The organism is Paractinoplanes globisporus DSM 43857 (assembly GCF_000379645.1).
GTDB lineage: Bacteria > Actinomycetota > Actinomycetes > Mycobacteriales > Micromonosporaceae > Actinoplanes > Actinoplanes globisporus.
In genome coordinates, this window is record NZ_KB903328.1 from 335,751 (window position 1) to 361,944 (window position 26,194).

At 71.4% G+C, this 26,194-nt stretch carries 22 protein-coding genes and 1 pseudogene; 11 read left to right on the forward strand and 12 right to left on the reverse strand.

Features of this window, described 5'->3' with window-relative positions; all coding sequences use genetic code 11:
- Positions 1–15: 15 nt before the first annotated feature.
- A complete protein-coding gene (locus A3CQ_RS0138630) occupies positions 16–786 on the forward strand; it encodes a PASTA domain-containing protein (protein ID WP_085944360.1) in 771 nt (256 codons plus the stop codon).
- Here A3CQ_RS0138630 and A3CQ_RS64385 read toward each other — a convergent pair.
- From A3CQ_RS64385 to A3CQ_RS63310, 5 genes and pseudogenes are all read right to left on the reverse strand, one after another.
- On the reverse strand, positions 776–1,015 hold the full coding sequence (locus A3CQ_RS64385; protein ID WP_342663734.1) for a hypothetical protein: 240 nt from the start codon (positions 1,013–1,015) through the stop codon (positions 776–778). The two genes, A3CQ_RS0138630 and A3CQ_RS64385, sit on opposite strands and share 11 nt — an antisense overlap.
- Before the next feature lie 70 nt (positions 1,016–1,085).
- Positions 1,086–1,757: pseudogene (locus A3CQ_RS55585) on the reverse strand (RNA polymerase sigma factor); the annotation flags it as partial.
- A 22-nt stretch (positions 1,758–1,779) separates the two neighbouring features.
- Entirely contained in the window at positions 1,780–2,136 is a 357-nt protein-coding gene (locus A3CQ_RS0138650) for a YciI family protein (protein ID WP_020516333.1), read from the reverse strand.
- Between the two features lie 137 nt (positions 2,137–2,273).
- Positions 2,274–5,681, reverse strand: a complete 3,408-nt coding sequence (locus A3CQ_RS0138655; protein WP_169516341.1) for a BTAD domain-containing putative transcriptional regulator — start codon at positions 5,679–5,681, stop codon at positions 2,274–2,276.
- Positions 5,682–5,836: 155 nt separating this feature from the next.
- Complete coding sequence (locus A3CQ_RS63310) at positions 5,837–5,989, reverse strand: hypothetical protein (protein WP_245577535.1); 153 nt, start codon at positions 5,987–5,989, stop codon at positions 5,837–5,839.
- 124 nt (positions 5,990–6,113) lie between these two features.
- Here A3CQ_RS63310 and A3CQ_RS0138660 point away from each other — a divergent pair, with 124 nt between their 5' ends.
- The 3 genes from A3CQ_RS0138660 (at position 6,114) to A3CQ_RS0138670 (ending at position 10,848) form a co-directional block, all read left to right on the forward strand.
- A complete protein-coding gene (locus A3CQ_RS0138660; RefSeq protein ID WP_245577536.1) occupies positions 6,114–7,433 on the forward strand; it encodes a DUF8189 domain-containing protein in 1,320 nt (439 codons plus the stop codon).
- 208 nt (positions 7,434–7,641) lie between these two features.
- Positions 7,642–9,210, forward strand: coding sequence for a PLL family lectin (locus A3CQ_RS58145; RefSeq protein WP_020516336.1), 1,569 nt, complete (start codon positions 7,642–7,644; stop codon positions 9,208–9,210).
- Between the two features lie 42 nt (positions 9,211–9,252).
- The gene (locus tag A3CQ_RS0138670; protein ID WP_020516337.1) at positions 9,253–10,848 is read left to right on the forward strand and encodes a DUF8189 domain-containing protein; all 1,596 of its coding nucleotides are present in this window, start codon (positions 9,253–9,255) and stop codon (positions 10,846–10,848) included.
- A 63-nt stretch (positions 10,849–10,911) separates the two neighbouring features.
- On the opposite strand, the gene A3CQ_RS0138675 is transcribed toward A3CQ_RS0138670, so the two are convergent.
- The 3 genes from A3CQ_RS0138675 to A3CQ_RS0138685 are packed head-to-tail and all read right to left on the reverse strand — an operon-like array spanning position 10,912 to position 14,848.
- A complete protein-coding gene (locus tag A3CQ_RS0138675) occupies positions 10,912–12,279 on the reverse strand; it encodes a transaminase (RefSeq protein WP_020516338.1) in 1,368 nt (455 codons plus the stop codon).
- A gap of 44 nt (positions 12,280–12,323) precedes the next feature.
- Positions 12,324–13,277 carry a nucleoside hydrolase gene (locus A3CQ_RS0138680; protein WP_020516339.1) on the reverse strand — a complete coding sequence of 318 codons (954 nt, stop codon included), beginning with the start codon at positions 13,275–13,277 and terminating at the stop codon, positions 12,324–12,326.
- Entirely contained in the window at positions 13,211–14,848 is a 1,638-nt protein-coding gene (locus tag A3CQ_RS0138685) for a sulfatase-like hydrolase/transferase (RefSeq protein ID WP_245577537.1), read from the reverse strand. Before A3CQ_RS0138685 ends, A3CQ_RS0138680 begins: the two co-directional genes overlap by 67 nt.
- Positions 14,849–14,973: 125 nt before the next feature.
- On the opposite strand from A3CQ_RS0138685, the gene A3CQ_RS0138690 reads away from it, so the two are divergent.
- Positions 14,974–17,331 (forward strand): phosphoketolase family protein, encoded by a 2,358-nt coding sequence (locus A3CQ_RS0138690; protein WP_020516341.1) that lies wholly within the window; start codon positions 14,974–14,976, stop codon positions 17,329–17,331.
- 1 nt (position 17,332) lies between these two features.
- Here A3CQ_RS0138690 and A3CQ_RS0138695 read toward each other — a convergent pair whose 3' ends face one another.
- Positions 17,333–18,163, reverse strand: a complete 831-nt coding sequence (locus A3CQ_RS0138695; protein WP_020516342.1) for an alpha/beta fold hydrolase — start codon at positions 18,161–18,163, stop codon at positions 17,333–17,335.
- A gap of 21 nt (positions 18,164–18,184) precedes the next feature.
- Between A3CQ_RS0138695 and A3CQ_RS0138700 the strand changes: the two genes are divergently transcribed.
- The 3 genes from A3CQ_RS0138700 to A3CQ_RS61345 all read left to right on the forward strand — a co-directional run bounded on the left by A3CQ_RS0138700 (position 18,185) and on the right by A3CQ_RS61345 (position 19,787).
- Positions 18,185–18,796 carry a TetR/AcrR family transcriptional regulator gene (locus tag A3CQ_RS0138700; protein ID WP_020516343.1) on the forward strand — a complete coding sequence of 204 codons (612 nt, stop codon included), beginning with the start codon at positions 18,185–18,187 and terminating at the stop codon, positions 18,794–18,796.
- A gap of 92 nt (positions 18,797–18,888) precedes the next feature.
- Positions 18,889–19,413 (forward strand): pyridoxamine 5'-phosphate oxidase family protein, encoded by a 525-nt coding sequence (locus A3CQ_RS0138705; protein ID WP_026206685.1) that lies wholly within the window; start codon positions 18,889–18,891, stop codon positions 19,411–19,413.
- A 230-nt stretch (positions 19,414–19,643) separates the two neighbouring features.
- On the forward strand, positions 19,644–19,787 hold the full coding sequence (locus A3CQ_RS61345; RefSeq protein WP_020516345.1) for a hypothetical protein: 144 nt from the start codon (positions 19,644–19,646) through the stop codon (positions 19,785–19,787).
- Here A3CQ_RS61345 and A3CQ_RS0138715 read toward each other — a convergent pair.
- Positions 19,784–20,761: an aldo/keto reductase gene (locus A3CQ_RS0138715; protein ID WP_040433792.1), complete on the reverse strand. Its 978-nt coding sequence runs from the start codon at positions 20,759–20,761 to the stop codon at positions 19,784–19,786. The genes A3CQ_RS61345 and A3CQ_RS0138715 overlap by 4 nt on opposite strands.
- A gap of 79 nt (positions 20,762–20,840) precedes the next feature.
- Here A3CQ_RS0138715 and A3CQ_RS55595 point away from each other — a divergent pair, with 79 nt between their 5' ends.
- The gene (locus A3CQ_RS55595) at positions 20,841–21,734 is read left to right on the forward strand and encodes a LysR family transcriptional regulator (protein WP_020516347.1); all 894 of its coding nucleotides are present in this window, start codon (positions 20,841–20,843) and stop codon (positions 21,732–21,734) included.
- On the opposite strand, the gene A3CQ_RS0138725 is transcribed toward A3CQ_RS55595, so the two are convergent.
- The gene (locus A3CQ_RS0138725; RefSeq protein ID WP_020516348.1) at positions 21,706–22,644 is read right to left on the reverse strand and encodes a phosphotransferase; all 939 of its coding nucleotides are present in this window, start codon (positions 22,642–22,644) and stop codon (positions 21,706–21,708) included. The genes A3CQ_RS55595 and A3CQ_RS0138725 overlap by 29 nt on opposite strands.
- 97 nt (positions 22,645–22,741) lie before the next feature.
- Between A3CQ_RS0138725 and A3CQ_RS0138730 the strand changes: the two genes are divergently transcribed.
- Both A3CQ_RS0138730 and A3CQ_RS0138735 read left to right on the forward strand, forming a co-directional pair.
- Positions 22,742–24,880, forward strand: a complete 2,139-nt coding sequence (locus A3CQ_RS0138730; protein ID WP_020516349.1) for an NACHT domain-containing protein — start codon at positions 22,742–22,744, stop codon at positions 24,878–24,880.
- 51 nt (positions 24,881–24,931) lie between these two features.
- Entirely contained in the window at positions 24,932–25,390 is a 459-nt protein-coding gene (locus A3CQ_RS0138735) for a hypothetical protein (RefSeq protein WP_020516350.1), read from the forward strand.
- Here the strand turns inward: A3CQ_RS0138735 and A3CQ_RS0138740 are convergent.
- Positions 25,387–26,181 (reverse strand): universal stress protein, encoded by a 795-nt coding sequence (locus A3CQ_RS0138740; RefSeq protein ID WP_020516351.1) that lies wholly within the window; start codon positions 26,179–26,181, stop codon positions 25,387–25,389. The two genes, A3CQ_RS0138735 and A3CQ_RS0138740, sit on opposite strands and share 4 nt — an antisense overlap.
- Positions 26,182–26,194: the final 13 nt, after the last annotated feature.

The following is a 26,194-nucleotide window of genomic DNA, read 5'->3' on the forward strand; positions in this document are numbered from 1 at the left end:
CCTACCCTGCCGCGCATGACCCAGAGGGAATCAGCCCGCCGGTCGGGCCGCCCGGGCCGCCGGGCCGGGGACAAGATCCAGCGGGGCGTCATGATCATGGCGCTGACCATGCTCACCGGGATGGTCGTGGTGGCGATCCTGCTCACCCGGGCCGCCGACTCGTGGGGCGCCGGGGTCACCGTCTTCCTGCTCTTCGTGGCGGCGGCGGCGATCGGCGCGGCGCTCGGCTTCCTCTTCGGACTGCCGCGCGCCCGGGTCGCCGACCTCAGCAGCCCCGACGGCGCGCCCAGCACCCCGCCGCCGACCCGGGTGGCCACGTACTACCTGACCAACTCCAACCTGATCAAGGTCTCCGATTGGCTCACCACCATCGTCATCGGCCTCGGCCTGGTCAACCTCGGCAAGGTGGTGCCCGGGCTGCGCAGCCTCGGCCAGGCGTTGCACGAGCCGCTCGGCGCCACCCCGTACTCCAGCACCGTCGGCATCTCCGTGCTCATCGTCGGCGTGCTCGCCGGTTTCGTGCTGACCTATCTGTGGACCAGCATCCGCGTACGGGAACTGCTCGAGGAGGCCGAGCGGCAGAGCCAGCAGACGGTTCCTGAGCTGCGCAACCAGACGCTCGGCGAGGCGCGGGAGGCGGCCAGCCGCAGCAACGTGACGCTGCTGGTCCCCGACGACGCGCCGGACTCGTCGCTGGTCACCCGCCAGGCCGTGCCGGCCGGGACGACCGTGCCGAGCGGGACGTCGGTCGCGGTCAGCACGGTGGAGGCGCCGATCACCAAGTGAGCCGCTTGCGCAGCAGGCTTTGCTCGGCCGGGTTCGTGGTGAGGGCGAGGGCCCGCTCGTCGGCCGCGCGCGCCTCCTCGTCGTTTCCGAGATCGCGCAACAGCTCCGCCCGCGTGGCGTGCAGCAGGTGGTATCCGCCGAGCTCGGCGGCGAGCCGGTCGGTCTCGGCCAGCGCTTTGCCCGGGCCGTCGACGTACCGCACGGCGATGGCCCGCTGGAGCCTCGTCACCGGGGACGGCGATCAGGCGCCCGGCCTCCGCGATCGCCTCGTGGTCCCACGCCCGGCGATCCTGATCCGGTAGCCGGACGATCTCGCCGTCCGGGTCGAAACGGGCCGTGCGGCGGGCCCGGTGCAGTCGGATCAGCGCCAGCAGGCCGGCCACCTCGGCCTCGGCCGGCATCAGCGTGTGCAGCAGGCCGGCGAGGAACTCCGCGTCCTCGGCCAGCAGTTCCTCGCCCTGGTAGCCCTCGTTGAACAGCAGGTACACCACGGCCAGGACGTCGTCGAGCCGGGCCGCGAGCTCGTCCGGCTCCGGGATCTTGTACGGGATCCCGGCGTCCGCGATCTTGCGTTTGGCCCGGGTGAGCCGCTGCCCGACCGTGCTCTCCGGCACCAGGAACGCCTTGGCGATCTGCGCGGTCGTCAGCCCGCACACCACCCGGAGGGTGAGCGCCACCTGGGCGGCCCGCGGCAGGGCCGGATGGCAGCACGTGAAGATCAGCCGGAGGCGGTCGTCCCTCCTCGGCGGCTCGGGCACCGGCGGTTCGCGCCGCTGCTTGCGCAACGCGTCGATCCCCTTCCGGCGGGCCACGGTGTAGAGCCAGGCGTCCGGCCGGTCCGGGATGCCCTCGGCCGGCCAGTGCTTGAGCGCCGCCTCGACCGCGTCGGCGACCAGGTCCTCGGCCGCGCTGAAGTCCCCGATCAGCGGCACCAGCGACGCGGCGAGCCGGCCCGCGTGGTCGCGCACCACCCGGGCCAGCTCGTCGTTCTCCTCAGCCAAATGCCGGAATCTCCATGACCGGCCGGATCTCCACGATCGGGCAGCCCGGCCAGGAACGGGCCATCCGCAGCGCCTCGTCGAGGTCGGCCACGTCGACCTCCGCGATCCCGCTGACCACTTCCTTGCCCTCCACGTACGGACCGTCGGTGACCAGCGGCTCGTCCCGGTCGAGGCGGATCGTGGTCGCCGAATCGGGCGGCATCAGGCGTTCGTGGTAGGTGACCTTGTCCTCGTGCTCGGCGAACCACGCCATCACCCGCCCGGTCGACCGGGCGCGTTCGGCGTCGTCCATCGCCGCGAGCGTCGCCTCGAACTCCGGCGTGTCGGCGAACATCATCACGTACTTCATCGGTTCGTGCCCTCCAGCTGCGTGGCCATCACTTGCTCCTACCATTCAGACGCCCGGCACCCACCTTGATCCGACACCCGCGATGATTTTCTCGCCGAACGCCGGTAATGCGGGACGACCGCGCTCCCGGTGACGAGCTAGGCGTGGCTGACGATGCGGGTCCGCAGCCGGTCGAGCTCGCGGAGCCGGTCCGGCGGCCCGCCGGGTCCGTACGACTCGGCGGCGTCGCGGCCGTGCGCCGCGGCCGCCGCCGGGTCGTCGTCGGCCAGGGCCGCCCGGGCCAGCACCATCGACGCGTCGCCCGCGAGCAGCGAGTAGCCGCGGAGCCGGGCCGTCCGCGCCGCCTCCCCGGCCGCCTCCCGCGCGCCGGCCGTGTCACCGCCCGCGAGCGCCGCCTGGCCGACGCCGACACCGGCCTGCGCCTCCAGGTAGGCGTACCCGCGCTCGCGGCTCAGTCGCAGGGCGGCGTCGAAATGCGCCCGGGCGTCGCTGACCGCCCGCGCCTCGAGCCAGGCCAGCCCCAGGGTGTTCCGGACGCCCGCCTGCGCCTTCACGTCGTCGAGCCGTACCGCGATGCGCAGCGCCTCCGCGGCGGCGTCGAGGGCGGGGGCCAGCTCACCCAGCTGCCGGTGCAGGTGGCTCAGCTCGTCCAGGAGCGAAAGCTCGTTGCGGTGCGAGCCTGTTGCCCGGTAGTAGCCGAGGGCTTCTTCCAGGTGCTCGCGAGCCGGGCCGAACTCCTCCATCTGCCGGAGCACCATGCCCAGGTTGCCGCGGTTCGCCATCGCCGACGGGCGCCGCGCCGCGCCGCGGTTGATCGCCAGCGCCGCGCCGAAATGGTCCACCGCCTCGGCGAGCAGGCCCTGCTCGCTGCAGAGCGTACCCAGGTCGTTGAGGGTGACCGCGCGGATGTGGATGAACTCGTCGCCCTCGCCGAGAGCGAGCGCCTCGGCGTAGAGCCGCCGCGCCTCGGTCACATGCCCGAGCTCCGCGTGCACCAGACCGAGATTGTGCGTCAGGTACGCCTGCCCCACCGTCCACCCGCTGGCGGCCGCCGCGGTAGCGCCGTGCCGGTAGGCGCTCAGCGCGAGCTCGTGCCGGCCCGCGGACCAATGCGCCTGGCCGATGGTCTGCCGCATGGCCGCCTGTGCCCGCAGGTCACCCGCGTCCCGCGCCGCGGTCAGGCCCAGTTCGCCGGTCGCCAGCCAGCGGAGGACGTCGCGCCGCACGAAGAAGTAGCCGCGCAGCTGGTCGGCGAGCTGCCAGGCGCGGCCGCGCAGCTCGCCGTCCGCGGCCAGCTCGATCAGACCGGCCAGAGCGTCGACTTCCTCGTCCAGCCAGGCCAGAGCGGCGTCGATGTCCTCGAAGCACATCGGCCGGTCGTCCACGTCCGTCCGCAGCCGCACCATGGACGGGTACACCAGGCGCATCGCGGCCGCGGTGCGGGCCAGGTACCACTCGCAGAGCCTCGCCAGGCCGTCCCCGCGCTGCGCCGGGGTCCGCTCGAGCGCCAGGCGCCGGCTGCCGTAGGCGCGCAGCAGGTCGTGGTAGCGGTAGCGGCCGGCGCCGGCCGCCTGCACCAGGTTCTCCTCGGCCAGGTCCCGCAGCGCCCGCTCCACGTCGGCGACGCCCAGGCCGGTCAGCGCCGCAACGGCCGCGGCGGTGAACGTGTCGCCGGGCACCAGCGTGGCCTCGCGGAAGACCTCCGCGCACCGCCGGTCCAGCTGCCGGTAACTGAGGTCGAAGCTCGCGTCGACCGGGAGGATGCCGGGCCGCCCGTGCCCGGCCGGCGCCCGGCGCAGGTCGTCGAGCAGCTCGCGCACCGTCTGCGCGGGGTTGCCCGCCAGGTGCCCGTTGACGACCCGGAGCGCGATCGGCAGGCGCCCGCAGGCCTCGGCGAGCGCGGCGGTGGCGGCCGGATCGGACGTCGCCTGGCGCTCGCCGAGCCGGCGGGTCAGCAGCTCGATCGCCTCCGCCGGGCCGAGCGGCGGCAACGGCAGGTGAACGGTCGCGGGCAGCCCGGCACACCGGTTGCGGCTGGTCACCACGACGGCGGATCCCGCCTGCGGCGGCACCAGCGGACTGACCTGCTCGGCATCGCGAGCGTTGTCGAGCACGATCAGCAGCTGCCGGCCCGCCACCACCTCCTGGTAGAGGGCCGCGGTGCGTTCCGCGTCGTCGGGGATGCGCCGCCCGTCCACCCCGAGCGCGCGGAGCAGCCTGGTCAGCGTCTCCGCCGTACCGGCCGGGCGTTGGTCGGCGCCGCGCAGATCCAGGTAGACCGGCTTCTCGGGGAAATCCTGGCGTACCGCCTGGACGGCGCGCAGCGCCAGGCTCGTCTTTCCGACGCCGGGCATCCCGGAGATGACACACAGGGTGGCCGGCTGCGTGGCGGCGCGGTGCGGGGCGAATCGCAGGACCTGCTCCAGCCGGTGCAGCTCCTCGGCGCGGCCGGTGAAGTCGGCGGGCGGCGCGGGCGGGGATGCCGGCGCGCCCGGCGGTTCGGGCCCTGGACGCGGGGCGGGCTTCTCCTCCCAGCCGCGGGTGAGCACCGACCGGCGTGCCTCCTCGAGCTCGGTGCCGGGATCGATGCCCAGCTCCTCGGTCAGGCGGCGGCGGATCGCGTCGTACGCCTCCAGCGCCGCCGCCTGTTGCCCGGAGGCGGCCAGGGCGACGACCAGGCGGGCGTGCAGCCTCTCGTGCCACCCGTGCCGCGCGGCCAGCGGGCGTAGCCGGGGCAGGGTCTCCGGGAGCCGGCGCAGCGACTCGCCCAGCGAACCCCATCGCACGGCCATCTCCACGAGGTCGTCGCGAAGGCCGATGACCAGCGGATCCTCCTGAAGCTCGGGCACGTCCTCGGCGGCGCTGTGCCCGCGCCACAGCTCCAGCGCCTCGTTCAGCAGATCGAAGGCCCGCTGCGGATGCGTCACCGCGTCGCGCCGCCAGTCGGCCAGGCGCCGCCGGTACGCGAGGATGTCGACCTGCTCCTCCCCGGCGTGCAGGCAGTATCCGCTCGGCGTGCGGGTCAGCACCCGCGGCTCGTCGTCGTCGGCGCCCGCCTCGAGGACCTGGCGCAGGCGGCTGACGTGGGTCTGCAGGACGTTCGGCCCGGTCGCCGGCGCCCGGCCCGGCCACACCAGCCGGATCAGCTCCGCGGTGCTCACCGGCTGGTTGGGCGTCAGGGCCAGCCGGGCCAGCACCACCCGGCAATGACCGGACAGCGCCGCCAGCGGCACGTCCGACCGGCTCGCCACGAGCGGACCCAGGACCAGGATCCGCAGTGGTCCGGAGGGGTCCACCGGCCCGGACCGGGACTGCCGTACGCCGGCGTCCGGCCGGGCGAGATGCTCCAGGGTCATGCCGAGGACCTCGGCGAGCGCCCGGATCGAGGAGCCCCGCGGACGCCGTCTGCGGCCCTGCTCCAGGTCCCGCAGCGCTCCGACGCTGAGGCCGGCCCGCTCGGCGGCCTCGCGCTGGGTCAGTCCCAGCCCTTGGCGGGCGATGCGAATCCGGTCCCCGATATCACCTGCTGTGTCTGGTTCAGCCATCGCCATCTGTGATTCCCCCGTGACGTTGTGCGCGGAGTTTAGTACGGGATCGGTACGGGAGTTGTCCCTTGCGGAACGCGTCAGCGTCGATCCCGATGATCTATCTGAACTCCCCACCGGCGACGGGGACGGATCGACGGGAGACTCATGCGACTTCACAATGGACGGTCGGCGGCGCGCCGCCTTGCCGCCATCGTCACGGTGCCGTTGATGGCGGCCGCGGCGTTCGCCGCGCCCGGGCCGGCGCTCGGCTCGGTGGTGACCCATCCGTGGCGCTGCGACGACAACGGCGCGGATCTCAGCCCCACCCGGTCCGAGGTGCTGGCCCGGGCGAGCAGCTGGCTCGAGGTGGGCGGAGTGCCCTACGACCAGCACCAGTGCTACCGCAACCAGTACGGCGACTACCGCACCGACTGCTCCGGGTTCGTGTCGATGGCCTGGGGCCTCGGCGGGCTCGGCGACACGTGGGCGACCAGCAACCTGCTGGACCGGGCCACCACGATCTCGAGGACCGACCTGCGGCCGGGCGACGCCCTGTGGCGGTATGTCGGTCCCGACGACGATCGCAACCACGTGGCGCTGTTCGTCCGGTGGGCGGACGGCGCGCAGACGCAGCCCGTGGTCATGGAGCAGGCCGGGTCGGTCGGCACGGCCCGGCGCACCTGGAGCACCGAGACGGCCGCCCTCTACACGCCCATCCGCTACGACCGGATCCGCGAGAACGCGGCGCCGGTGGTGCATTCGCGGCCGGGGGTGGTCTACGAGGACGATTCGACGTTCACCCAGGCGTTCGGTCGCGGGGTGAACGGCGATCTCATCAATACGTATCGGCTGACGAATGGTTCGTGGTCGGCGTGGCGGACGATCGGGGATTGGAAGATCGCCGGTGATCCGGTGCCGGTGTACGAGCCGAACACAAAGTCGACCGAGGTGTTCGGCCGGGGTAATGACGGCCGGTTGATTCATACGTGGCAGGCGGCCGGCGGGGCGTGGTCGGCGTGGGCCGGGATCGGCACCTGGAAGATTTCGAGTGATCCGGTCGCGGTGTATGAGCCGAATGCCGGGGTGACCGAGGTTTTCGCGCGGGGTCTGGACGGCACGCTGGTGCATACCTGGCGTAATCCGAATGGGACCTGGGGTGCGTGGGATTCGATCGGCACGTGGCAGATCGACGGGGAGCCGGCCGCGGTCTATGAGCCGAACACCGGAGCGACCGAGGTGTTTGCGAAGGGCAACGATGGCCGGCTGATCCGTACCTGGCGTAATCCGGACGGGACGTGGGGTGCCTGGGGCGGTATCGGGACCTGGCACCTGACGAGTGATCCGGTGGCGGTGTATCAGCCGAATACGCAGGTCGCCGAGGTGTTCGCCCGGGGCAGCGGAGACGAGTTGATTCACACCTGGCGTAATCCGAACGGGACGTGGGGCGCCTGGGACGTGGTCGGTGAATGGGATATCGACGGGAAGCCGGCCGCCGTTTATCAGCCGAACACGCAGACGACCGAGGTGTTCGCCAAGGGCACTGACGACCGGCTGATTCACACCTGGCGTAATCCGAACGGCACCTGGGGCGCTTGGGGTGCGATCGGCGACTGGAAACTCAGCGGTGATCCGGTGGCCGTCTATCAACCGAATACGCAGTCCACCGAGGTATTTGCCCGCGGCAACAGCGGCATGCTGATCCACACCTGGCGCATGCCGAACGGCACGTGGGGCACCTGGGCCAATATCGGCTCCTATCAGATGAGCTGACCCAGGGCCCGCACCTACCAGGGCGCGGGGCCGGCCGACCCCCCCGGCCGCCTCGCGCCCTCCCTATCGGACGGCTTTTGAGCCGTGCCCATTCTTCCCGCTTTTCTCGTGCGCTGAAGCGCGCCCATTTTTCACCGCGCCGAAAGGGCGCCGAATTACAGGAGGCTCCATGAGACGACGACATCTTCGAGGACTGTCGGCGGGCTTGATGTTCGCCCTGCTCGGTTCGGCGGTCTCCGTCGCCGCCTTCGCCGGGCCGGCGATGGCCGAGACCACCGAACCCTGCGACCCGAAGGGAAGCACCAGCGCCGACGCGCAGGTGGCCCGGGATCTCAACGACCAGATGACCGGCTCGATGCGCGGCGCGATGACGGCCTATCGGGTGTCCTGCGCCCGCGTCGTGGCGGCCGCGATCCGTGCACGCGGGCTCGAGCGGCGCGCCGCCGAGATCGCGATCACGACCACCATCGTGGAGAGCACGATCCGCAACCTGAACTACGGCGACCGCGACAGCCTCGGCCTCTTTCAGCAGCGGCCCTCGCAGGGCTGGGGCACACCCGAGCAGATCATGAATCCGCAATACGCCACCAACCGGTTCATCGACAAGATGCTCAACGTCGACGCCGGCTCCTGGAAGACCGACGCGATCGGCAAGGTCTGCCAGGACGTGCAGGTGTCGGCCTTTCCCCAGCGGTACTACGACGCGACGGCCGACGGAACAGCCATCGCCGCCGCCGTGTGGACCCCCGTGGCGCCGGTCGTGCATTCGCGGCCGGGGGTGGTCTACGAGGACGATTCGACGTTCACCCAGGCGTTCGGTCGCGGGGTGAACGGTGAACTGATCAATACGTATCGGCTGACGAATGGTTCGTGGTCGGCGTGGCGGACGATCGGGGATTGGAAGATCGCCGGTGATCCGGTGCCGGTGTACGAGCCGAATTCGAAGACGACCGAGGTGTTCGGCCGGGGCAATGACGGCCGGTTGATTCATACGTGGCAGGCGGCGGGCGGGGCGTGGTCGGCGTGGGCGGCGATCGGTTCGTGGAAGATTTCGAGTGATCCGGTCGCGGTGTACGAGCCGAATGTCGGTGTCACCGAGGTCTTCGCCCGCGGCATGGACGGCACGCTGGTGCATACCTGGCGTAATCCGAATGGCACGTGGGATGCGTGGGATTCGATCGGCACGTGGCAGATCGACGGGGAACCGGCGGCGGTGTACGAGCCGAATACCGGGGCGACCGAGTTGTTCGCGAAGGGCAATGACGATCGGCTGATCCACACCTGGCGCAATCCGGACGGGACCTGGGGTGCCTGGGGCGGTATCGGGACCTGGCACATGACCAGCGATCCGGTGGCGGTGTATCAGCCGAACACGCAGGTCACCGAGGTGTTCGCGCGGGGCAGTGGAGACGAGCTCATCCACACCTGGCGCAACCCGAACGGCACGTGGGGAACCTGGGATGTGGTCGGTGAATGGGATATCGACGGCAAGCCCGCCGCGGTTTATCAGCCGAACACGCAGACGACCGAGGTGTTCGCGAAGGGCAATGACGATCGGCTGATCCACGCCTGGCGCAGCCCGAACGGTACCTGGAGCAACTGGGGCGCAATCGGCGACTGGAAACTGAGCGGTGATCCGGTGGCGGTGTATCAGCCGAACACGCAGACCACCGAGGTATTCGCCCGCGGTAACAGCGGCATGCTGATTCACACCTGGCGCATGCCGAACGGCACGTGGGACGCCTGGGCCAATATCGGCGCCTACCAGATGAGCTGACTTTCTGTTCCAGCCAATTCCCTTTTTGTCCGAGGAGGACGCATGCCCGTAACAACCGGCCCACCTCGGCGGCGCACCGCGCTGCTGACGGCTCTTCTGTTCGCCGCCGCCCTGTTCGCCGTGCCATTCATGGCGACGCCGGCGTCGGCGGCCACCATCCGGCAGAACATCGTCTCCGCGGCCACCGGCCAGCTCGGCGGCAAAGGGTGCAGCCCCGGCTACTTCGACAGTTGCGGGATGGACTGGTGCGCCGAGTTCGCCCGCTGGGCGTGGGACCGCGGCGGAGTGGAGGACATCAGCGGCCTGAACGGCTGGGCGCAGTCGTTCAAGAAGTACGGCGAGGACCGTGGCCTGTTCCACAGCCGCGGTAGCGGATACACGCCCCAGCCGGGCGATGCGATCGTCTTCGACTGGGACCACGACTCCGGCGACGACCATCCGATCGACCACGTCGCCATCGTCACCAGCGCCACCGACGACCGGGTCTACCTGATCGGAGGCAACCAGGGCGACGGCGGCATCTACAACACGACGGTCAGCCGCCGCGACTACTCGCGGTCGGCCGCCGACATCATCGGCTACTCGGAACCCAAGGTTCCGTCGGTACCCGGTCCGCCCGCCGCGCACTCCGAGCCGGCCGCCGTCTACGAGGACGACTCCACGTTCACCCAGGCGTTCGGTCGCGGCCTGAACGGCGAGCTGCTCAACACGTACCGGTTGACGAGCGGCTCGTGGTCGGCGTGGCGCACGATCGGGGACTGGAAGATGGCCGGGAACCCGGTCCCGGTGTACGAGCCCAACACGAAGACCACCGAGGTGTTCGCGAAGGGCAACGACGGCCGGTTGATCCACACGTGGCAGACCGCCGGCGGCGCGTGGGCGGCGTGGGCCGCCATCGGCACCTGGCAGATCACCACGGACCCGGTGGCGGTGTACCAGCCGAACATCGGGGTGACCGAGGTGTTCGCCCGCGGCGTGGACGGCACCCTGGTGCACACGTGGCGCAACCCGAACGGGACCTGGGGCGCCTGGGACTCGATCGGCGACTGGAAGCTCAACGGCAAGCCGTTCGCGATCTACCAGCCCAACACCGGGGCGATCGAGGTGTTCGCTCGCGGCAACGACCACCGGCTCATCCACACGTGGCGCAACCCGAACGGCACGTGGGCCGCGTGGGGCGGAATCGGACAATGGCACGTGACCAGCGACCCGGTCGCCGTGTACCAGCCGAACCTGCAGGTCACCGAGGTGTTCGTGCGCGGCACCATGGGCGAGCTGGTGCACACCTGGCGGAACCCGGACGGGACCTGGGGCAGCTGGGACGTGGTCGGCACCTGGGAGATCGACGGCACCCCGTCCGCGGTCTATCAGCCGAACACGCAGACGACCGAGGTGTTCGCGAAGGGCAACGACGACCGGCTGATCCACACGTGGCGCAACCCGAACGGCACGTGGGGGGCGTGGGGCGGGATCGGCGACTGGAAACTCAGCGGTGATCCGGTGGCGGTGTACCAGCCGAACACGCAGACCACCGAGGTGTTCGCCCGCGGCAACAGCGGCATGCTGATCCACACCTGGCGCATGCCGAACGGCACCTGGGACGCCTGGGCCAACATCGGCGCCTACCAGATGAGCTGACGCACACCGTGCCGAAGCGGCGGCCCGTCCGGTTCCAGCCGAACCGGACGGGCCGTCGGGCCATCAGGCGAGCAGCTCCGCGAGCGCGTCCGCGAAGACGGTGTGGTGGCGCTCCACGTCGTCGAGGGTGGTCACCGGGGACATCAGGGCCATGTTGTGGAACGGGGTCAGGAGGATGCCGCGGTTGGCCAGATAGAGGTGGAGGAAGTCTTCCAGCTCCGCGTCGGCCGAGGCGGCCGAGTCGGTGCCGTTCAGCGGGGCCGGGTCGGCGAAGCGGTACTCGACCCGGGCGCCGAGCTGGGAGACGGACCAGGGCAGGTTGTGGGTCTCGATGAGCTTGCGGATGCCGCCGGCGAAGGCGGTGGCTGTCGAGATCATCGTGGCGAAGGCGTCGGCGGTGAGGACCTCGGTGAGGGTGGCGCGGGTGGCGGCCATCGACACCGGGTTGCCGGCCAGGGTGCCGCCCACTCCGCCCATGTCGACCAGGTCCAGGTCGCCGCGCCCGAGCAGGGAGTCGGCCAGCTCGGCCGACAATCCGTACGCCCCGACCGGGATGCCGCCGCCGATGGCCTTGCCGATCGTCAGGACGTCGGGGGACAGGCCCCACGCGGCGGTCGCGCCGCCCGGGCCGGCCGAGAATGTGTGGGTCTCGTCGTTGATCAGGTAGGTGCCGTACTTGCGGGTCAGGTCCCGGACTCCGGCCAGATAGCCGGGCGTGGGCAGGACGATGCCGATGTTGGTGAGCGCCGGCTCCATCAGGACGGCGGCGACGTCGCCGTGTGCCAGCTGGCGCTCGAGGCCCGCGAGATCGTTGAACTCGGCGACCCGGCTGGTCGTGGTGACGTCGGTGGGAGCGCCGACATTGCCGTCGCGGCTGAGGCCGTTGCCGTCCGGTCCCACCACGATCAGGGACTCGTCGACCGAGCCGTGGTAGCAGTAGCTGTTGAACAGGATCTTCGGGCGGCCCGAGACGGCGCGCAGCAGGCGGATCGCCCACCGATTGGCGTCGGTCGCGGTCAGGGCGAAGCTCCAGTACGGCAGCCCGAACCGGGCGGCCAGCTCGGCGCCGACGGCCGACGCGTCCTCGGTGGGCAGCATGGTGCTCGCGCCACCCAGCTCGGCCAGCCGGCGGGTCACGGCCGACACCACCGGCTCCGGGGAGTGGCCGGCCATCGCTCCGGTGTCGCCCAGGCAGAAGTCGACGTACGAGTGGCCGTCGATGTCGGTCACCCGCGCGCCCTGGGCCGTGGCCACATAGACCGGGAAGCCGCCCGCCGTCTTGTTCATCCAGGTCATCGGAACCCGGCCGAACAGGTGGCCGGCTCCGGCGTAGGCCGCCGCCGACCGCGGATGCCGGTCGGCGAACAGCGCCCGTTCGCGGGCGGCGAGCTGGGACAAACGGGCGCGATCGACTCCGGAATCCGTCGGCATGGCGCGACGCTACCAACGATCACGACACCGCGGGAGGGGGAGCGCTACTGATTCCGTGTCAGGAGCCGGCGCAGAATGACCGGGCCGCCCGGCGAACCGAGCGCGAGCACCACGCGTACGCGGGAAACTGCGGAAGCATCCTCACGCACCTCGCCCACCGGGTCGACCCGCAGCGGCAGCTGCGGGGCGTCGGACGGCGTCAGCTCGCCCACCGCGATGGCGGCGGCCAGCGGATCGTGCAGCGGAATCTCGCGGACGCCGAGCTCGGGCTCGTACCAGTCGAAGTAGCTCTGGGTCATGTCGGCGAGCGCCTCGTGCAGGGCGGTTCCGCCGGCGCGCAACGCGGCCTGGTCGGCCTGGGTCCAGCGGTGCTGCATGGTCACGTCGAGCGGGACCAGGGTGACCGGCCAGGGCGCGGTGAGCACGGCGTCGGCCGCGGCCGGGTTGTCGTGGATGTTGGCCTCGGCGCGCGGCGTGACGTTGCCGGGCGCGCGGACGGCGCCGCCCATGACGGTCACGCCGGCGACAAGTCCCGAAATCTCGGGCATCTCGGTCAAGGCCGTCGCGAGGTTCGTGCACGGCCCGGTGGCGAGGATGTGCAGCTCGCCCGGATTGTCCCGCACGAGATCCCGCAGCAGCTGGGTCGCCGTCCGGGGATCGGGTTCGCCGCCGTGGGGCAGCGCCACGCCGCCCACACCGTTGTCCCCGTGAACCTCCGCCGCTCCGCGCCGGATCTCCCCCTCGCCGATCGCAACCGGAATGTCCGGAACATGCGACAAATCCAGCAGGCCGAGGGTGTTGCGGGCGGCCTGAACGGCGGACGTGTTCCCGTTGCAGGTCCCGATGCCCAGCAGGGAAACGGACGGGGTGGCGAGGAGATAGGCGATGGCCAGGGCGTCGTCGACCCCGGTGTCGCAGTCGAGATAGAGCTTCAGGACGCCGCCGCCTTCGTGCCGAACGCCGTGAAGAACCGATCGCGGAACGCGTTCATCGGCCACTCCGGCGTATCCCCGTGGGGCCGCAGCCCCTCCGCCCACTGCCAGTCGGCGATGTGCTCCATGACCGCCTTGTCCTTGCTCACGATCGTGATCGGGACGTCGTGGCTCGCGCCGGCGCCCGAGGCGATCGGCGACGGCTGGTGGTCGCCCAGGAAGACCATCACCAGGTTGTCGTCCCCGTACTTCGTGATCCAGTTCACCAGCGAGGTCACCGAGTACACGATCGATTTACCGTACTCCGGACGGACCTGTTTGGGGTCCGCCCACAGGGCCTTCGGCTTCTTGCCGTCGGCCGCCATCGGAGCGTAGATCGAGCCGTCGCCGATCGAGTCCCAGTCGTCGAGATAGTCCGGGATCGGCGCCCACGGCGTGTGGCTGGAGACCAGCGGCATCTCGATCATCAGGTTCTTGCGGTCCGGCTTCTTGTACTCGATGGTGTTCAGCTGCTTGAGCGTGTACTGGTCGGGCATCGGCGCCCAGCTGAACTTCGGGCCCTGGTAGCCGAGATTCCGCGAGTCCCACACCTGGTCGTAGCCGTAGAAGGCGCCCTCCGGCCAGGCGGCGGTCGCCCCGGGCATGACACTCACCGTACGGAAATCCTGGTTGTGGAATGCCCGGGTCAGGGTCAGCCGGTTGCTCGACACCAGGTTCCGGTACCGCTGCTGGTTGTTGATCCACAGGCCGGACTCGAAGGTGGAGTGGGCGAGCCAGCTGCCGCCGCCGAAGGTCGGCGAGGCCAGCCAGCCGCTGCGCTCGTTGTAGCCGGCGGCGTTCAGCTGCGCGGTGAGCTTGTCGAGGACCGGGTCGATCATCGGGGCCAGGGCGGGGTGCTCGATCGCGCTGCGCCCGTAGCTCTCCACGAACGTGAAGATGACGTCCTTGCCCTTGAGCGCGGTGAGCATCTGGTCGGCGGGCACGTTCGCGAACGCGTCCTGCTTGACCTCCTTGGCGAACTCGGCCTCGTCGCGCAGCCCGGCCCGCGCCTGGTGAGCCCGATCCCACGCGTACGTCGCCGTGCTGCGCGCCGCAACGGGAACGGCGCCCGTGATCGAGGCGCCGAGGGCGAACGTCGCCGCCCAGGCCACCGCGATGCCGCCGGCCGCGATCAGCGAGCGGCGCTGGTTGCGGCCGATCAAGCCGCCGATCCGCAGCACCGCCCAGGTGGTCAGCGCGAGGATGCCTGCGACCAGCGCGAGGATCGCCACGATCGCGCCGATGGCCGCCGCCCGGCCGTACGAGTCGACGACGAAGTGGTAGGCGTCGTCGAACAGCACCCAGTCCAGCACCGGGTCGAACGGCCGGTTCAGCTCCGCGAAGAAACCCATGTCCAGGCACTTCTCGATGACCAGCAGACCGAGGACGACGCCGGACACGATGCCGGCGATCCGGCGCGGCCTCGGCGGGACGAGCAGCAGGGCTATCAGGAACGCGCCCTCGACCGGGATCCGCAGGAAACCGGTCGGCGTCAGGCGCTCGATCACGTTCGGGAAGATCAGCGCGGCGAAGACGATGAATCCGGCGAGAACGTTCAGGAAACGGGCGATGGCGGGGCGGGCGAAGAACCGTTGCACGCCCGGTGACACGGAAACGGAAGCACGACGGTTCAAGTTATCCACAGGGTCAAAAGACTCTTACACCGCCGGTACCTGGGCACCTTAGGTTGGTCCTAGCCGACGAACCGCGAAAGGACATCGCCGTGAGTCCCGATCTCGCCCGCACTCTCGCCGAGCCCGACCAGGCCGACCTGGAGAGGCTCGACGCCTGGTGGCGCGCCGCGAACTACCTGACCATCGGTCAGATCTACCTGCAGGCCAACCCGCTGCTGCGCGAGCCGCTCACCGCCGAGCACATCAAACCGCGGCTGCTCGGTCACTGGGGCACCAGCCCGGGACTGTCCTTCGTCTACGCGCACGTGTCCCGGCTCATCCGCCACACCGGGCAGGAGGCCATCTACCTGGCCGGCCCCGGACACGGCGGCCCGGCCCTGGTCGCCGCCGGCTACCTCGAAGGCACCTACACCGACATCTACCCCCGGGCCACGCTGGACGAGGCGGGGATGAAGCACCTGTTCCGCCAGTTCTCCAGCCCCGGCGGCATTCCCAGCCACGTGTCGGTGACCACGCCCGGCTCGATCCACGAGGGCGGCGAGCTCGGGTACGTGCTGGTCCACGCCTTCGGCGCGGTCATGGACAACCCCGGCCTGCTCGCGATCGCGGTGGTCGGCGACGGCGAGGCCGAGACCGGCCCGCTCGAGGGCTCGTGGAAGGGCATCTCCTTCCTCAACCCGGCCCGCGACGGCGCGGTCCTGCCGATCCTGCACCTCAACGACGCCAAGATCTCCGGCCCGACCGTGCTCGGCCGGAAGGACCCGGCGCTGGTCCGCTCTCTCCTGCAGGGCCACGGGTACCACGTCATCGAGGTCGAGGGCCACGACCTGCCCGGCATGCACCACCGCTTCGCCGCCGCGCTCGCCGAGGCGTACCGGCGGATCCAGGCCAAGAAGGAGGGCGCCGACGAGCCCTGGCCGATGATCGTGCTGCGCAGCCCGAAGGGGTGGACCGGGCCGCACGAGGTCGACGGGGTCGTGGTCGAGGGCACGTGGCGGGCGCACCAGGTGCCGCTGTCCGGCGTGCGCGACAACCCCGAGCACCTCGCGATGCTGGAGCGCTGGCTCAAGTCGTACCGGCCGGAGGAGCTTTTCGATGACGAAGGCGCACCGGTCGAGCTGATCCGCGCGCAGGCGCCCCGGGGCGATCTGCGGATGAGCGCGTCGCCGCACGCGAACGGCGGCCTCGTCACGCAGGACCTCGACCTGGCCGACTTCCGCGACTACCAGATCGAGGTCAAGTCGCCCGGCACCGAGCGCGCCGAGTCGACCCGCAAGCTGGGCGAGCTCATGCGCGACATCTACCGCTCCAGCCCCGACCGGTTCCGCCTGTTCTGCCCCGACGAGACCAACAGCAACCGGCTCGGCGCCGTCTTCGAGGCCTCCGACCGCGCCTTCATGGAACCGACCGTCCCCGGCGACGTCAAGATCGGCCCCGACGGCCGCGTCATGGAGGTGCTGAGCGAGCACAACTGCCACGGCTGGCTCGAGGGGTACACGCTGACCGGCCGGCACGGGCTGTTCGCCACGTACGAGGCGTTCGCCATGGTCAGCGCCTCACAGACGGTCCAGCACGGTAAGTGGCTGCAGGAGGCGAACAATCTCGCGTGGCGGGCGAAGGTGCCCAGCCTCAACATCCTGCTGACCTCCACCGCCTGGCGCAACGACCACAACGGCTTCTCCCACCAGGGCCCCGGCCTCATCCAGGTGGTGCTCAACCAGCGCGGCCCGGTCGCCCGCGTCTACCTCCCGCCGGACGCGAACTGCCTGCTGTCGGTGGCCGACCACTGCTTCCGGTCGCGCTCCTACGTCAACCTGATCGTGCAGGACAAACAGCCCCAGCTGCAGTACCTCACGATGGACCAGGCGATCGAGCACTGCTCGCGCGGCGCCGGTATCTGGGAGTGGGCCGGCACCGACGACGGCAGCACCGATCCCGACATCGTGCTGGCGTCGGCCGGCGACATCGTCACGATGGAAACGGTCGCGGCCGCTCAGCTGCTGCGCGACCGGCTACCCGGCTTCAAGGTCCGCGTGGTCAACGTCGTCGACCTGATGACGCTGATCCGCCCCAAGGACCACCCGCACGGCATGAACGACACCCTGTTCACCGAGCTGTTCACCGACACGGTCGACGTGGTCTTCGCCTTCCACGGCTACCCCGGCGCGATCCACCAGCTGGTGCACGGCCGGCCCGACGCCGACCGCTTCCGCGTCCGCGGCTTCATCGAGCAGGGCACCACCACGACCCCGTTCGACATGACGGTCCGCAACAAGGCCTCGCGCTACCACCTGGTCATGGACGCCATCAACAACGCCAAGCGCCTGCCCCGGGGAGCCGCCGACCTCAAGGCCTGGTGCGAGTCCCAACTGGCCCGCCACGAGTCGTACGTGGTCGAGCACCTGGAGGACATGCCGGAGGTGCGGGACTGGGTGCTGCCTTCCTGAGTCACGCGCCGGCGAAAAACTCGGCGAGCGCGTCGACGAGGTGGTGCGGGGCACGGTTGAGGGCGTCGTGTCCCGCGCGCGGCACCACCAGGGTGCGAGCACGCGGCATCACCCGGGCCAGGGCCTCGATGGTCGGCGGGTAGTAGGGCGGTCCGTCGGCGCCGCAGGCCAGCAGCACCTCGGCGCCGACGCCGGCCCACTGCTCCGGCGGGCCGTCGTGGCGATGGATCAGCGCGGTCTCGTCGAGCGTGCTCGGCAGCAGGTCACCCATCGTGCGGCCGATGGGCGTCCGGAGGAACAGCCGGCAGAGGGCGACCTGCAGGCCCAGCGGCAGGCGCGACGCGGCCGACTGGGTGTTGATGCCGGCGCTGGTGAGTGCCAGGGCGCGGGCGATGTCGCCGGCGCGGGCCGCCTCCTGCGCGGCCGGCAGCCACCCGGCCGGGGTCAGCCCGTCGACCTGGACCGCCGGGTCGTAGAGGGCGAGCCGGCCGATCGGCAGCCCGCGCGCGGCGGCGCGCAGGGCGATGAAACCGCCACCGCTGTGGCCGATCACGTTGCGGGCTCCGGTGTGGGCCAGCAGCGCCGCGAGGTCGCCGATGTCCTGCTCGCCGTCGTAGGGCTCGGCGCGGGCGGCCGCGCCGGCCCGCCCGCGGCGGTTGTAGAGGTGCACGGTGAAAGGGCCGGCCAGCCGGACGGCAAGGCGCCGGTACATCTCGATGGTGACCCCGCCGCCGTGCACGACGACGATGCCCGGCCCGGTGCCGGTGGAGTGGAGCACGATCTCGGCGCCGTCGGCCGCCGGCACCCGTTGCACGGTCCAGTCCTGGTCCATCTCACCCGTCCGGCCCGCGGGATGCGTGGCCCGGCGCCGTCGCAGTCCCGGGACGAGATCGTGGACGCGGCGATCGCCATGGCCGACGCCGGTGGCATCGGTGCCGTCTCCATGCGGGCGGTCGCCGCCGCGCTCGACACCGGCGCCGGCTCGCTCTACCGCTACCTGTCCTCCCGCGACGACCTGCTCGACCTGATGGCCGACCGGGCGGCGGGGGAGTTGCGCCCGTACCCGGACGTCACCGGCGACTGGCCGGACGCCATGCTGGTGATCGCCCGCCGGCAGCTGGACCTGTACCGCGCGCACCCGTGGCTGGTGGAGATCCTGGCCCGGCCGGCTGCTCTCGGCCCGAACAGCCTGGCCTGGTTCGACCATTGCCTGGCGGTTCTGCGGCCGGTGCCCGCACCGGCCACCGCCAAGTTCGAGGCGATCGCGATGATGACCGGTGTGGTGTCGCTGTTCGCGCGCAGCGAGTCGGCCGGCCCGCCGCCCGGCTTCGACGGGATCGACCTGGCCGCGTTCCCGGACCTGGTCGCTGCGCTGACCGCGCCGCCGGCGCCGGCCGCACGGCGCGATCTCTTCGCGGTGACCGTACGGGGCGTCCTGCGCGGTCTGCTCGACGACGCCGGGTGAGGCCGTGACCGGTCGGCTCGTCTGGGCGTTCGTTGGGCGCTTCGGGACGGGAGGGCGGTGACCGGTTGCGGCCGCGGGACTACGTTGTGGTCATGCTGGAGAACGCCGAAGAGATCGCCGCGCTGCAGCTTCTGCTTGATCGGTCGCATGCGGGGGCCACCAGCCATCTGCGCAACATCGTGCACGCCGGGCGGACCCTCACCGCGGAGGATCTGGCCGGGCTGCTCACCGGCATGAAGGTGCTCAGCGTCGCCACCGTGACGGCCCGCGGCGAGCCGCGGATCAGCGCGCTGGACGGCCACTTCCTCCACGCCACCTGGACCTTCAGCACCTCGGGCACGGCCGCCAAGGCCCGGCACCTCGAAACCCGCCCGGCCGTCAGCGTCGCGCACATCGACGGCGAGGAGCTGGCCGTGTTCAGCCACGGGCGGGCCGAGCAGATGCTGCCCGGCGACGACGACTGGAAAGAGACCCTCGAGCATTGGACGAACCATTACGACAGCTCGCCGCTGAGCTGGGGTGAGGACGTCCGCATGTACCGGCTGAGCCCGCATTGGATGGTCGGCTACGCGGCCGACCGCCTCGAGGTGCTCAGCCGCCGCGGCATCGCCCCGTGAACCGGCGGCCTTCCGCCGGCCGCCCGCCCGGCCGGCCTTCCGAAGGCCGGCTGTGAGAAGCCTATGGACCTTCGTTGATCTAGTGCAGTAATCTCCGCTCGCCTGGTGATCGCGGGAGGGCGCAGATGGCGGAGAAACTCGGCGTTCGTGCGCCCCAACGAGGCCCGGCGCTCCGCCGATTCCGGGCGCGCGTCTATGCGTACACATCGGTGGTTTGTCTCATCGCGGCCGTGCAGGTCGTCATCGTGCTCGCCGTCGACGGCGCCGAGAATCCGTTGTGGCTCTGGGTGACCGGCCCGCTCGTGCTGGCCGCGGCCGGTGTCACCCTGGCCTACAAGTCGATCCCGTTCGAGCATGTGCAGTTCCGGGACTAGGTAGCTGTCCTGGCCGTGCCGTGGGCCGCGAACGAGCGGCGGTCACCGGTCCACGCCTCCCGGGGCGCGGCGGCCTCGAGCGCGGCCAGATCGGCGGGAGAGAGCACGATGTCCGCGGCCGCCGCATTCTCCGTCACCCGGGCGCTGTTGCGAGTGCCCGGGATCGGCACCACCTCTGGGCCCTGTGCCAGCAGCCAGGCGAGCGCGAGCTGCCCCGTGGTCACCCCGAGCCGGCGGGCGATGCGGGTCAGCTCGGCGACCAGGGTGAGGTTGCGGTCGAGCGCCTCGCCGGCGAACCGGCCGTCCGCCGCCCGGAAGTCGCCGGCCTCGAACGGCCCGGCCGGCAGCTTGCCGGTGAGGAGGCCCCGGCCGAGCGGGCTGTAGGGCACCAGCCCCGCCCCGGCCGTGCGCGCCGCCGGCACCACGTCGTCCTCCGGCTCCCGCCACGACAGCGACCACTCGAACTCGACCGCCGCGATCGGATGCACGGCCGCCGCCTCGGCGATCTGCTCAGGACTGACCTCAGACAGTCCGATGAACCGAACCTTTCCGGAATCGACGAGTAAGGCCATTGCGCCGATCGTGTCGGCGAGCGGGACCGACGGATCGACCCTGTGCAGGTAATACAGATCGATCACGTCCACACCGAGCCGCTTCAGCGAGGCGTCGCAGTAGCCGGCCACCCGATCGGGGTGGGCGTCCAGGCGTACCCCCTCATCGCCCCGCACGATGCCGAACTTCGTCGCCAGCGTGACCTCGTCGCGGCGCCCCTCGATCGCGCGGCCGACGAGCCGCTCGTTGTGCCCACCGCCGTAGCTCATCGCCGTGTCCAGCAGCGTCACGCCCGCGTCGATCGCCGCGCGGATCGCCGCCACCGACGCGTCGTCGTCGGCCGGCCCGTAGGCCTGCGACAGCCCCATGCACCCGAACCCGATCGCCGAGCACGCCAAACCACCAAGATTCCGTCGCTCCATGAATCCCAGCCTCGCCGCGGCGGGCGGCAGGGTCCAAAACAATTTCGCGTACGCATTCAGCGTGGCGCACGATGAATCCATGGAATTGCGCCAGCTGGACACGTTCGCCGCGGTGGCCCGCCAGGGCGGCTTCACGAGGGCCGCCGAACACCTGAGACTGGCCCAGTCGGCCGTCTCCGCCCAGGTGCGCGCGCTGGAGGCCGAGCTGGGCGTGGCGCTCTTCGCCCGCACCACCCGCCGCGTGACGCTGACCGAGGCCGGTTCGCTGCTGCTGGCCCGGTACGACCGCATCCAGTCCGAAGTGGCCGGCGCCCGGACGGACCTGACCGAGCTCACCTCGGTCCTGCGCGGCCGCGTCACCGTGGGCGCCACCGCCGTGCTCGGGCACCTCTCCCTGCCCGCGGCCCTCGCCGGCTTCCACTCCCTCTATCCCGGGGTCGACCTGTCGCTGCGCTCCGGCCTGATCGCCACCCTGGTCGCGGCGCTCGACGCCGGCGAGACCGATCTGGTGATCGGCCCCCGCCACGACGACCTGCCGCCCCGCTTCACCGCCCGCCGCATCGCCGACGAGCACCTGGTGCTGGCCCTCCCGCCCGGCCACCGCTCGGCCACGTCGCTGGCCGCGCTGCGCGACGAGCCCTTCATCTGCCTGCCCACCGGCAGCGGCCTGCACGGCATCCTGGTCGCGGCGGCTTCGGCGGCCGGCTTCACCCCGCGCATCCCGTTCGAGACCCACAGCGCCGCCGCGATCCGCGACCTGGTCTCGGCCGGCCTCGGCGTGGCCCTCCTGGCCGAGTCGGCCGCGACCCGCCCCGGCCCGGCGATCGACATCCACAAACCGCACCCGGCGATCCCGCACCCGCCGATCGCCGTGATCCACCGCCGGGACCGTCCGCTGTCGCCGGCCGCCCAGGCCCTGCGCCGCCACGTGATCGACCGGGCCGCTACTCCAGATAGCCGCGCAGTTCGCTGAGAGCGTCCGCGGCGTCGCCGCCCGGCGTGTGCGGGCGGCGAAGGTAGGACAGGTAGGCCGCGATGTCGTCGAGCTCCCACATGCGGCGGTAGAACTCCAGGGCGGCGGACGAGACCCGGTGGCCGGTCGCTGCGGCGTACCGGATCATCGCCTCGTCGTCCGGCGAGGTCTCGGCGAACGGATCGGCGGTCAGGTGCCACAGGTCGCGCTCGGGCGGCCCGATCCGGACCGTGTCCCAGTCGATGAGCAGCGGCCCGCCCGGGGTGCGCAGGATGTTCGCCGGATGAGGCTCGCCGTGGGTCACCACCAGCGGCCCGCCACCGATCTCGGCCGCCAGCCGCTCCAGCCCGGCCAGCCGCCGCCCGATCGCGACGGCCTGGGCGGCCAGGAGGGCGCGGGCCGCCTCGGCATAGGGCCCGGACGTCCAGGGAGTGCCGAGGTCGTCAAGAGCCGCGTTCAGCTCGTCGAGGCCGGGCAGCCGCAGGTCGACCGGCGGCGCGAGCCCGTCGGCGGCCGGGGTGGCCCGGTGCAGGGCGGCGATCAGGTCGACCACGGCGGCCCGGTCGGCGGAGTGCGGCCCGAAGTCCCCCGACTCGCCGTCGACCAGCGGAAACAGCGACAGGTTGTGCCGCACCCCGAGCGGCCGCAGCGGCGACCCGTCCACGGCCGGCACCGCGGCCAGGACGAAGGTGAGCCCGGCGTCGCGCAGCGCCCGGGCGGTCCGCAGCGCCCGCTCCAGCGGGCCGAATCGGGCATCCGTGACCGTGAGGAACCACCGGCCGTCGGCGGACCAGTGATAGCCGCCGGCACCCACCGGCAGGTAGCGGATCTCGCCCGCTTCGATGTCCCAGCCCGACTTCAAGGCCGTGACCAGGTCCGTCTCGGTTACGCCCGCAGGCCAGTCGCGCACAATCGGCGATTCTGTCGCCCGCAGACGCGTACCTCCATCCCTTTTCCTCGATGCGGGAGGGTGGCACCGCTCTCGCGCCCCATGGGAAGGTGCTGCCGTGGCGACCGAATGGGAACCGGCCGTGTCGAAGGCGGTCGGCCGAGTCATCGGCGGGCTGTCCGCCGAAGGGGCGGCGGCCCTGGCTCGCTATCTGGCCTCGCCCGACTTCGACCAGGTGGCTCGGCAGGTCCTTTTTGCCCGGGCATACGTCTCGGCCCGACTCCGGGCGGACCATTTCTCGGCCGTACGCGAGCAGATCCGGCAAGGGCTGCGGCTTGCGGGCGGCCGGCCCGAGGATCGCCTGCCCGGCCTGGCCGATGTCGTTCTCGACGCACTGCTGGTAGCGATCAAGGCCACCGGCAGGGAATCCATGCCGGTATCCGGGGCGGACGTCGCGCAACGACATGTCACGGGCGCGGCCGCTCGCAACGGCGCGCTCCTGGGCCGCCTCGCCGACCTTGGCGAGACGCACGACGAACTGCAGCTGCTGCGGTCACAGGTCGCGCGGCTGCACGCCGTCATGCGGATGGCGCACCTCGGCCAGGCGCGGAGCGTCCCGCTGGAGCAGTTGTACGTCGAGCCGCAGCTCCGTCCGGAGGCACGCGAGGACGCCACGATCGCCCCCGGCGCGCTGGCCGAGCCCGGCGCGAGGCACATCGTTCTCGGTGACCCGGGCACCGGCAAATCGACGCTCGCTCAGAAGCTGTGTCATGACCTCGCGGCCGATCGGGACGGCATGATCGTGCCGTTCCTGGTCGTGCTCCGTCACTTCTCGGACGCGCTGGAGGCGGGCGGCCGCACGCTGGCCGAGTACCTGGCGATCTCCGCCAAGGATCCCTACAACGTCGTGCTCGCGCCCGAGACCATCGAGTACCTGCTCCTCAACGGCCGGGGAATGATCATTCTGGACGGCCTCGACGAGCTGACCGACGTCGCGCTCCGCCGCCGGGTCGCTGACCTGATCGGGAGCTTCGTCCAGCTGTACCCGCTCGTGCCGGTGGTCGCCACGTCTCAGCGGGTCGGCTACGCGGACGCCGGTCTCGACCAGAGCCTCTTCCGGACGCTCGTTCTGGCGCCGTTCGATCGGGAGCGGGTCGAGGCGTACGTGAAAGGCTGGTTTGCCCTGGAGAGCGAGTCGTCACCCGCCGAACAGGACCGGCTCGCGAAGTCGTTTCTGCGGGAGAGCGCGTCGATCGAGGATCTTCGCGGCAACCTGCTGCTGCTCAGCGTGCTGTGCGCGATGTACTCGACGGATCATTACATCCCGCGGAACCGAGGGCAGATCTACGAACGCTGCGCTCTCATGGTCTTCGACCGGTGGGACCGGATGCGCGGTATCGGCCGGCGGCTGGGCTTCGAGGGCAGGGTCCGTGGCGCCGTGCAGTACTTGGCCTGGCACCTGCTCACCGGGCACCAGGCTCCGGAGCGGCCGCTGCGCGAGGTTCTGCGGATCCTCCAGTCGTACCTGATCGAGAAGGGTTTCGACGACGACAGCGCGGCGGAGGCGGCCGGCGAGTTCCTGGACTACTGCGCCGGGCGGGCCTGGATCCTCACCGACGTGGGGTCGACCGCGATCGAGCCGGTCTTCGGGTTCACGCACCGCACGTTTCTCGAGTACTTCGGTGCGGAGTACCTGGTTCGGAGTGCGAGGACGCCGGAGGGCGTGTGGGCGGCGCTGGCCGCGCACGTGCGGAACAACGAGTGGGAGGTCGTCGCCCGGCTGTCCCTGCAGCTCATCGACCGGAACGTGGAGGACGGCGCCGAGGTCGTGCTGCGCCTCGCGCTCGATGAGATCGCAGGCTCCCCGCCGGGGGACCGGGACGCTCTGCTCGCCTTCTGTGCCCGCTCGCTCGGCGACGTCAGCGTCTTGCCCGAGACCGCAATGCGGATCATCAGCGCCGCGCTGGAACGTGCTTTCGCCTTCGGCGCCGCGGAGCGCTTCCGCGTCGCACCCAAGGATGAGGACTTCGCTGCCTTGCGCGTGTCGGACGGCCCGCTCTACGAGGCGATGTATCACGCCCTCCCGAGCAACTTGCCGTTCGTGCACCGCGCCGTCACCGGAGCGCTGGCCGGACCGGTCGAGGCGGGTGACACCGTCGCGCGGGTTCTCGCCGCGAGCCTGGGACGTGCCGGCCCCACCGAGGACAAGGAACGGCTGGTGTTCTGGGAAAGGGTGCGTGCCGAACTGGAGCGCTAGTCATCTCGCGCGGGCGAGGCGGTGGGCAGGGGAGGCGTCGATGCTGGGGCGATGACCCGTGTGCGGTGGCTTGCCCTGCTCGTCGTGCCGATGGTGCTGGCCGGGTGCGGGGGCGGCGACGATCTGCCGGCCATGTCGCAGAAGGACGCGACCACGAAGGTCGAGAACTACGCGGGCATCACCCTCGCCGCCTCCGGGATCGCCGTGTTCAGTGAGTCGGCGGCCAACGTCACCGGGTGTCCGCGGGACAACGGGCGGGGGATCTCGGACCCGGACGACATGTTCTACGTGCAGGGGATCTACCGGCTTACGGTGCCGGCCGGGCAGGAGGCGGCCACGCTGGGGAAGGTGCGGGGCGAGTGGCAGCGCAACGGGTACACGCTCGAGTCCGCCGGAACGTCGGCCGAGGTCGGTGCCACGACCGGCGACACCTATCGGCTCGAGCTGAGCGCCGGCCAGCCGCCGGGCGTACGCCTGCTGATCTCGTCGCCTTGTTACCGGCCGGACTAGCGCGCGATCAGGACCGGGCACTCGGCCCGGCGGAGCAGGCCCGAGCCGATAGCGCCCAGCATGACGCCCTCGTAGCCGTGGCGGCGGGGGCCGACCACGACCAGCTGGGCCTGCTGGCAGCGCTGGACCAGGATCTTGTCGGGGCGGCCGGAGGCGTACTCGCGGTCGCACTGGACCATGGGGAACTTCTCGCGCCAGGGATCGAGCTGGGGGTCCAGCTCGGCGCCGAGGGCCTCGGCGGCGGGCGAGGGCGTGCCGTGGCCGTTGGCCTTCGCGGTCACGGCCAGCAACGTGGCCTTGCGCAGCGCGGCCTCCTCGAAGGCGCGGCCGATGATCGTCGCCGCGGTGGGACCGTCGTCCACACCGACCACCACCGGGCCCGAGTTGTCGGTGGCGCGGCCGCGGACCACGACGACCGACGCCTTCGCGTGGGTGGCCACCTGGCTGCCGACCGAGCCGAGCGGCTGGCCGGGCAGGCTGCCCCGGCGGCGGTCGCCGACGACCAGGAGCACGGCCTCCTCGGCGGCGTGCAGGAGCATCGGGGCCGCGTAGCCGGGCAGGGCGATGCCGCGCACCTCCACCCCGGGGGCGATGGTCCTGGCCTGCGTGACCGCCTCGTGCACGACGGCGCTGGCCGCGTCGTCGCCGTGCCGGCCCGGATCTCGGCGATGGTACGCGGTGAGCACCCGCAACTCCGCCTGGCGGAGCTGCGCCTCGGCGGCGGCCCACCGGACCGCGGCTGTCGCGCCGGGGGAACCGTCGGCGCCGACCACTATTCGCACCTTGAGCATGGCCGCCTCCTCG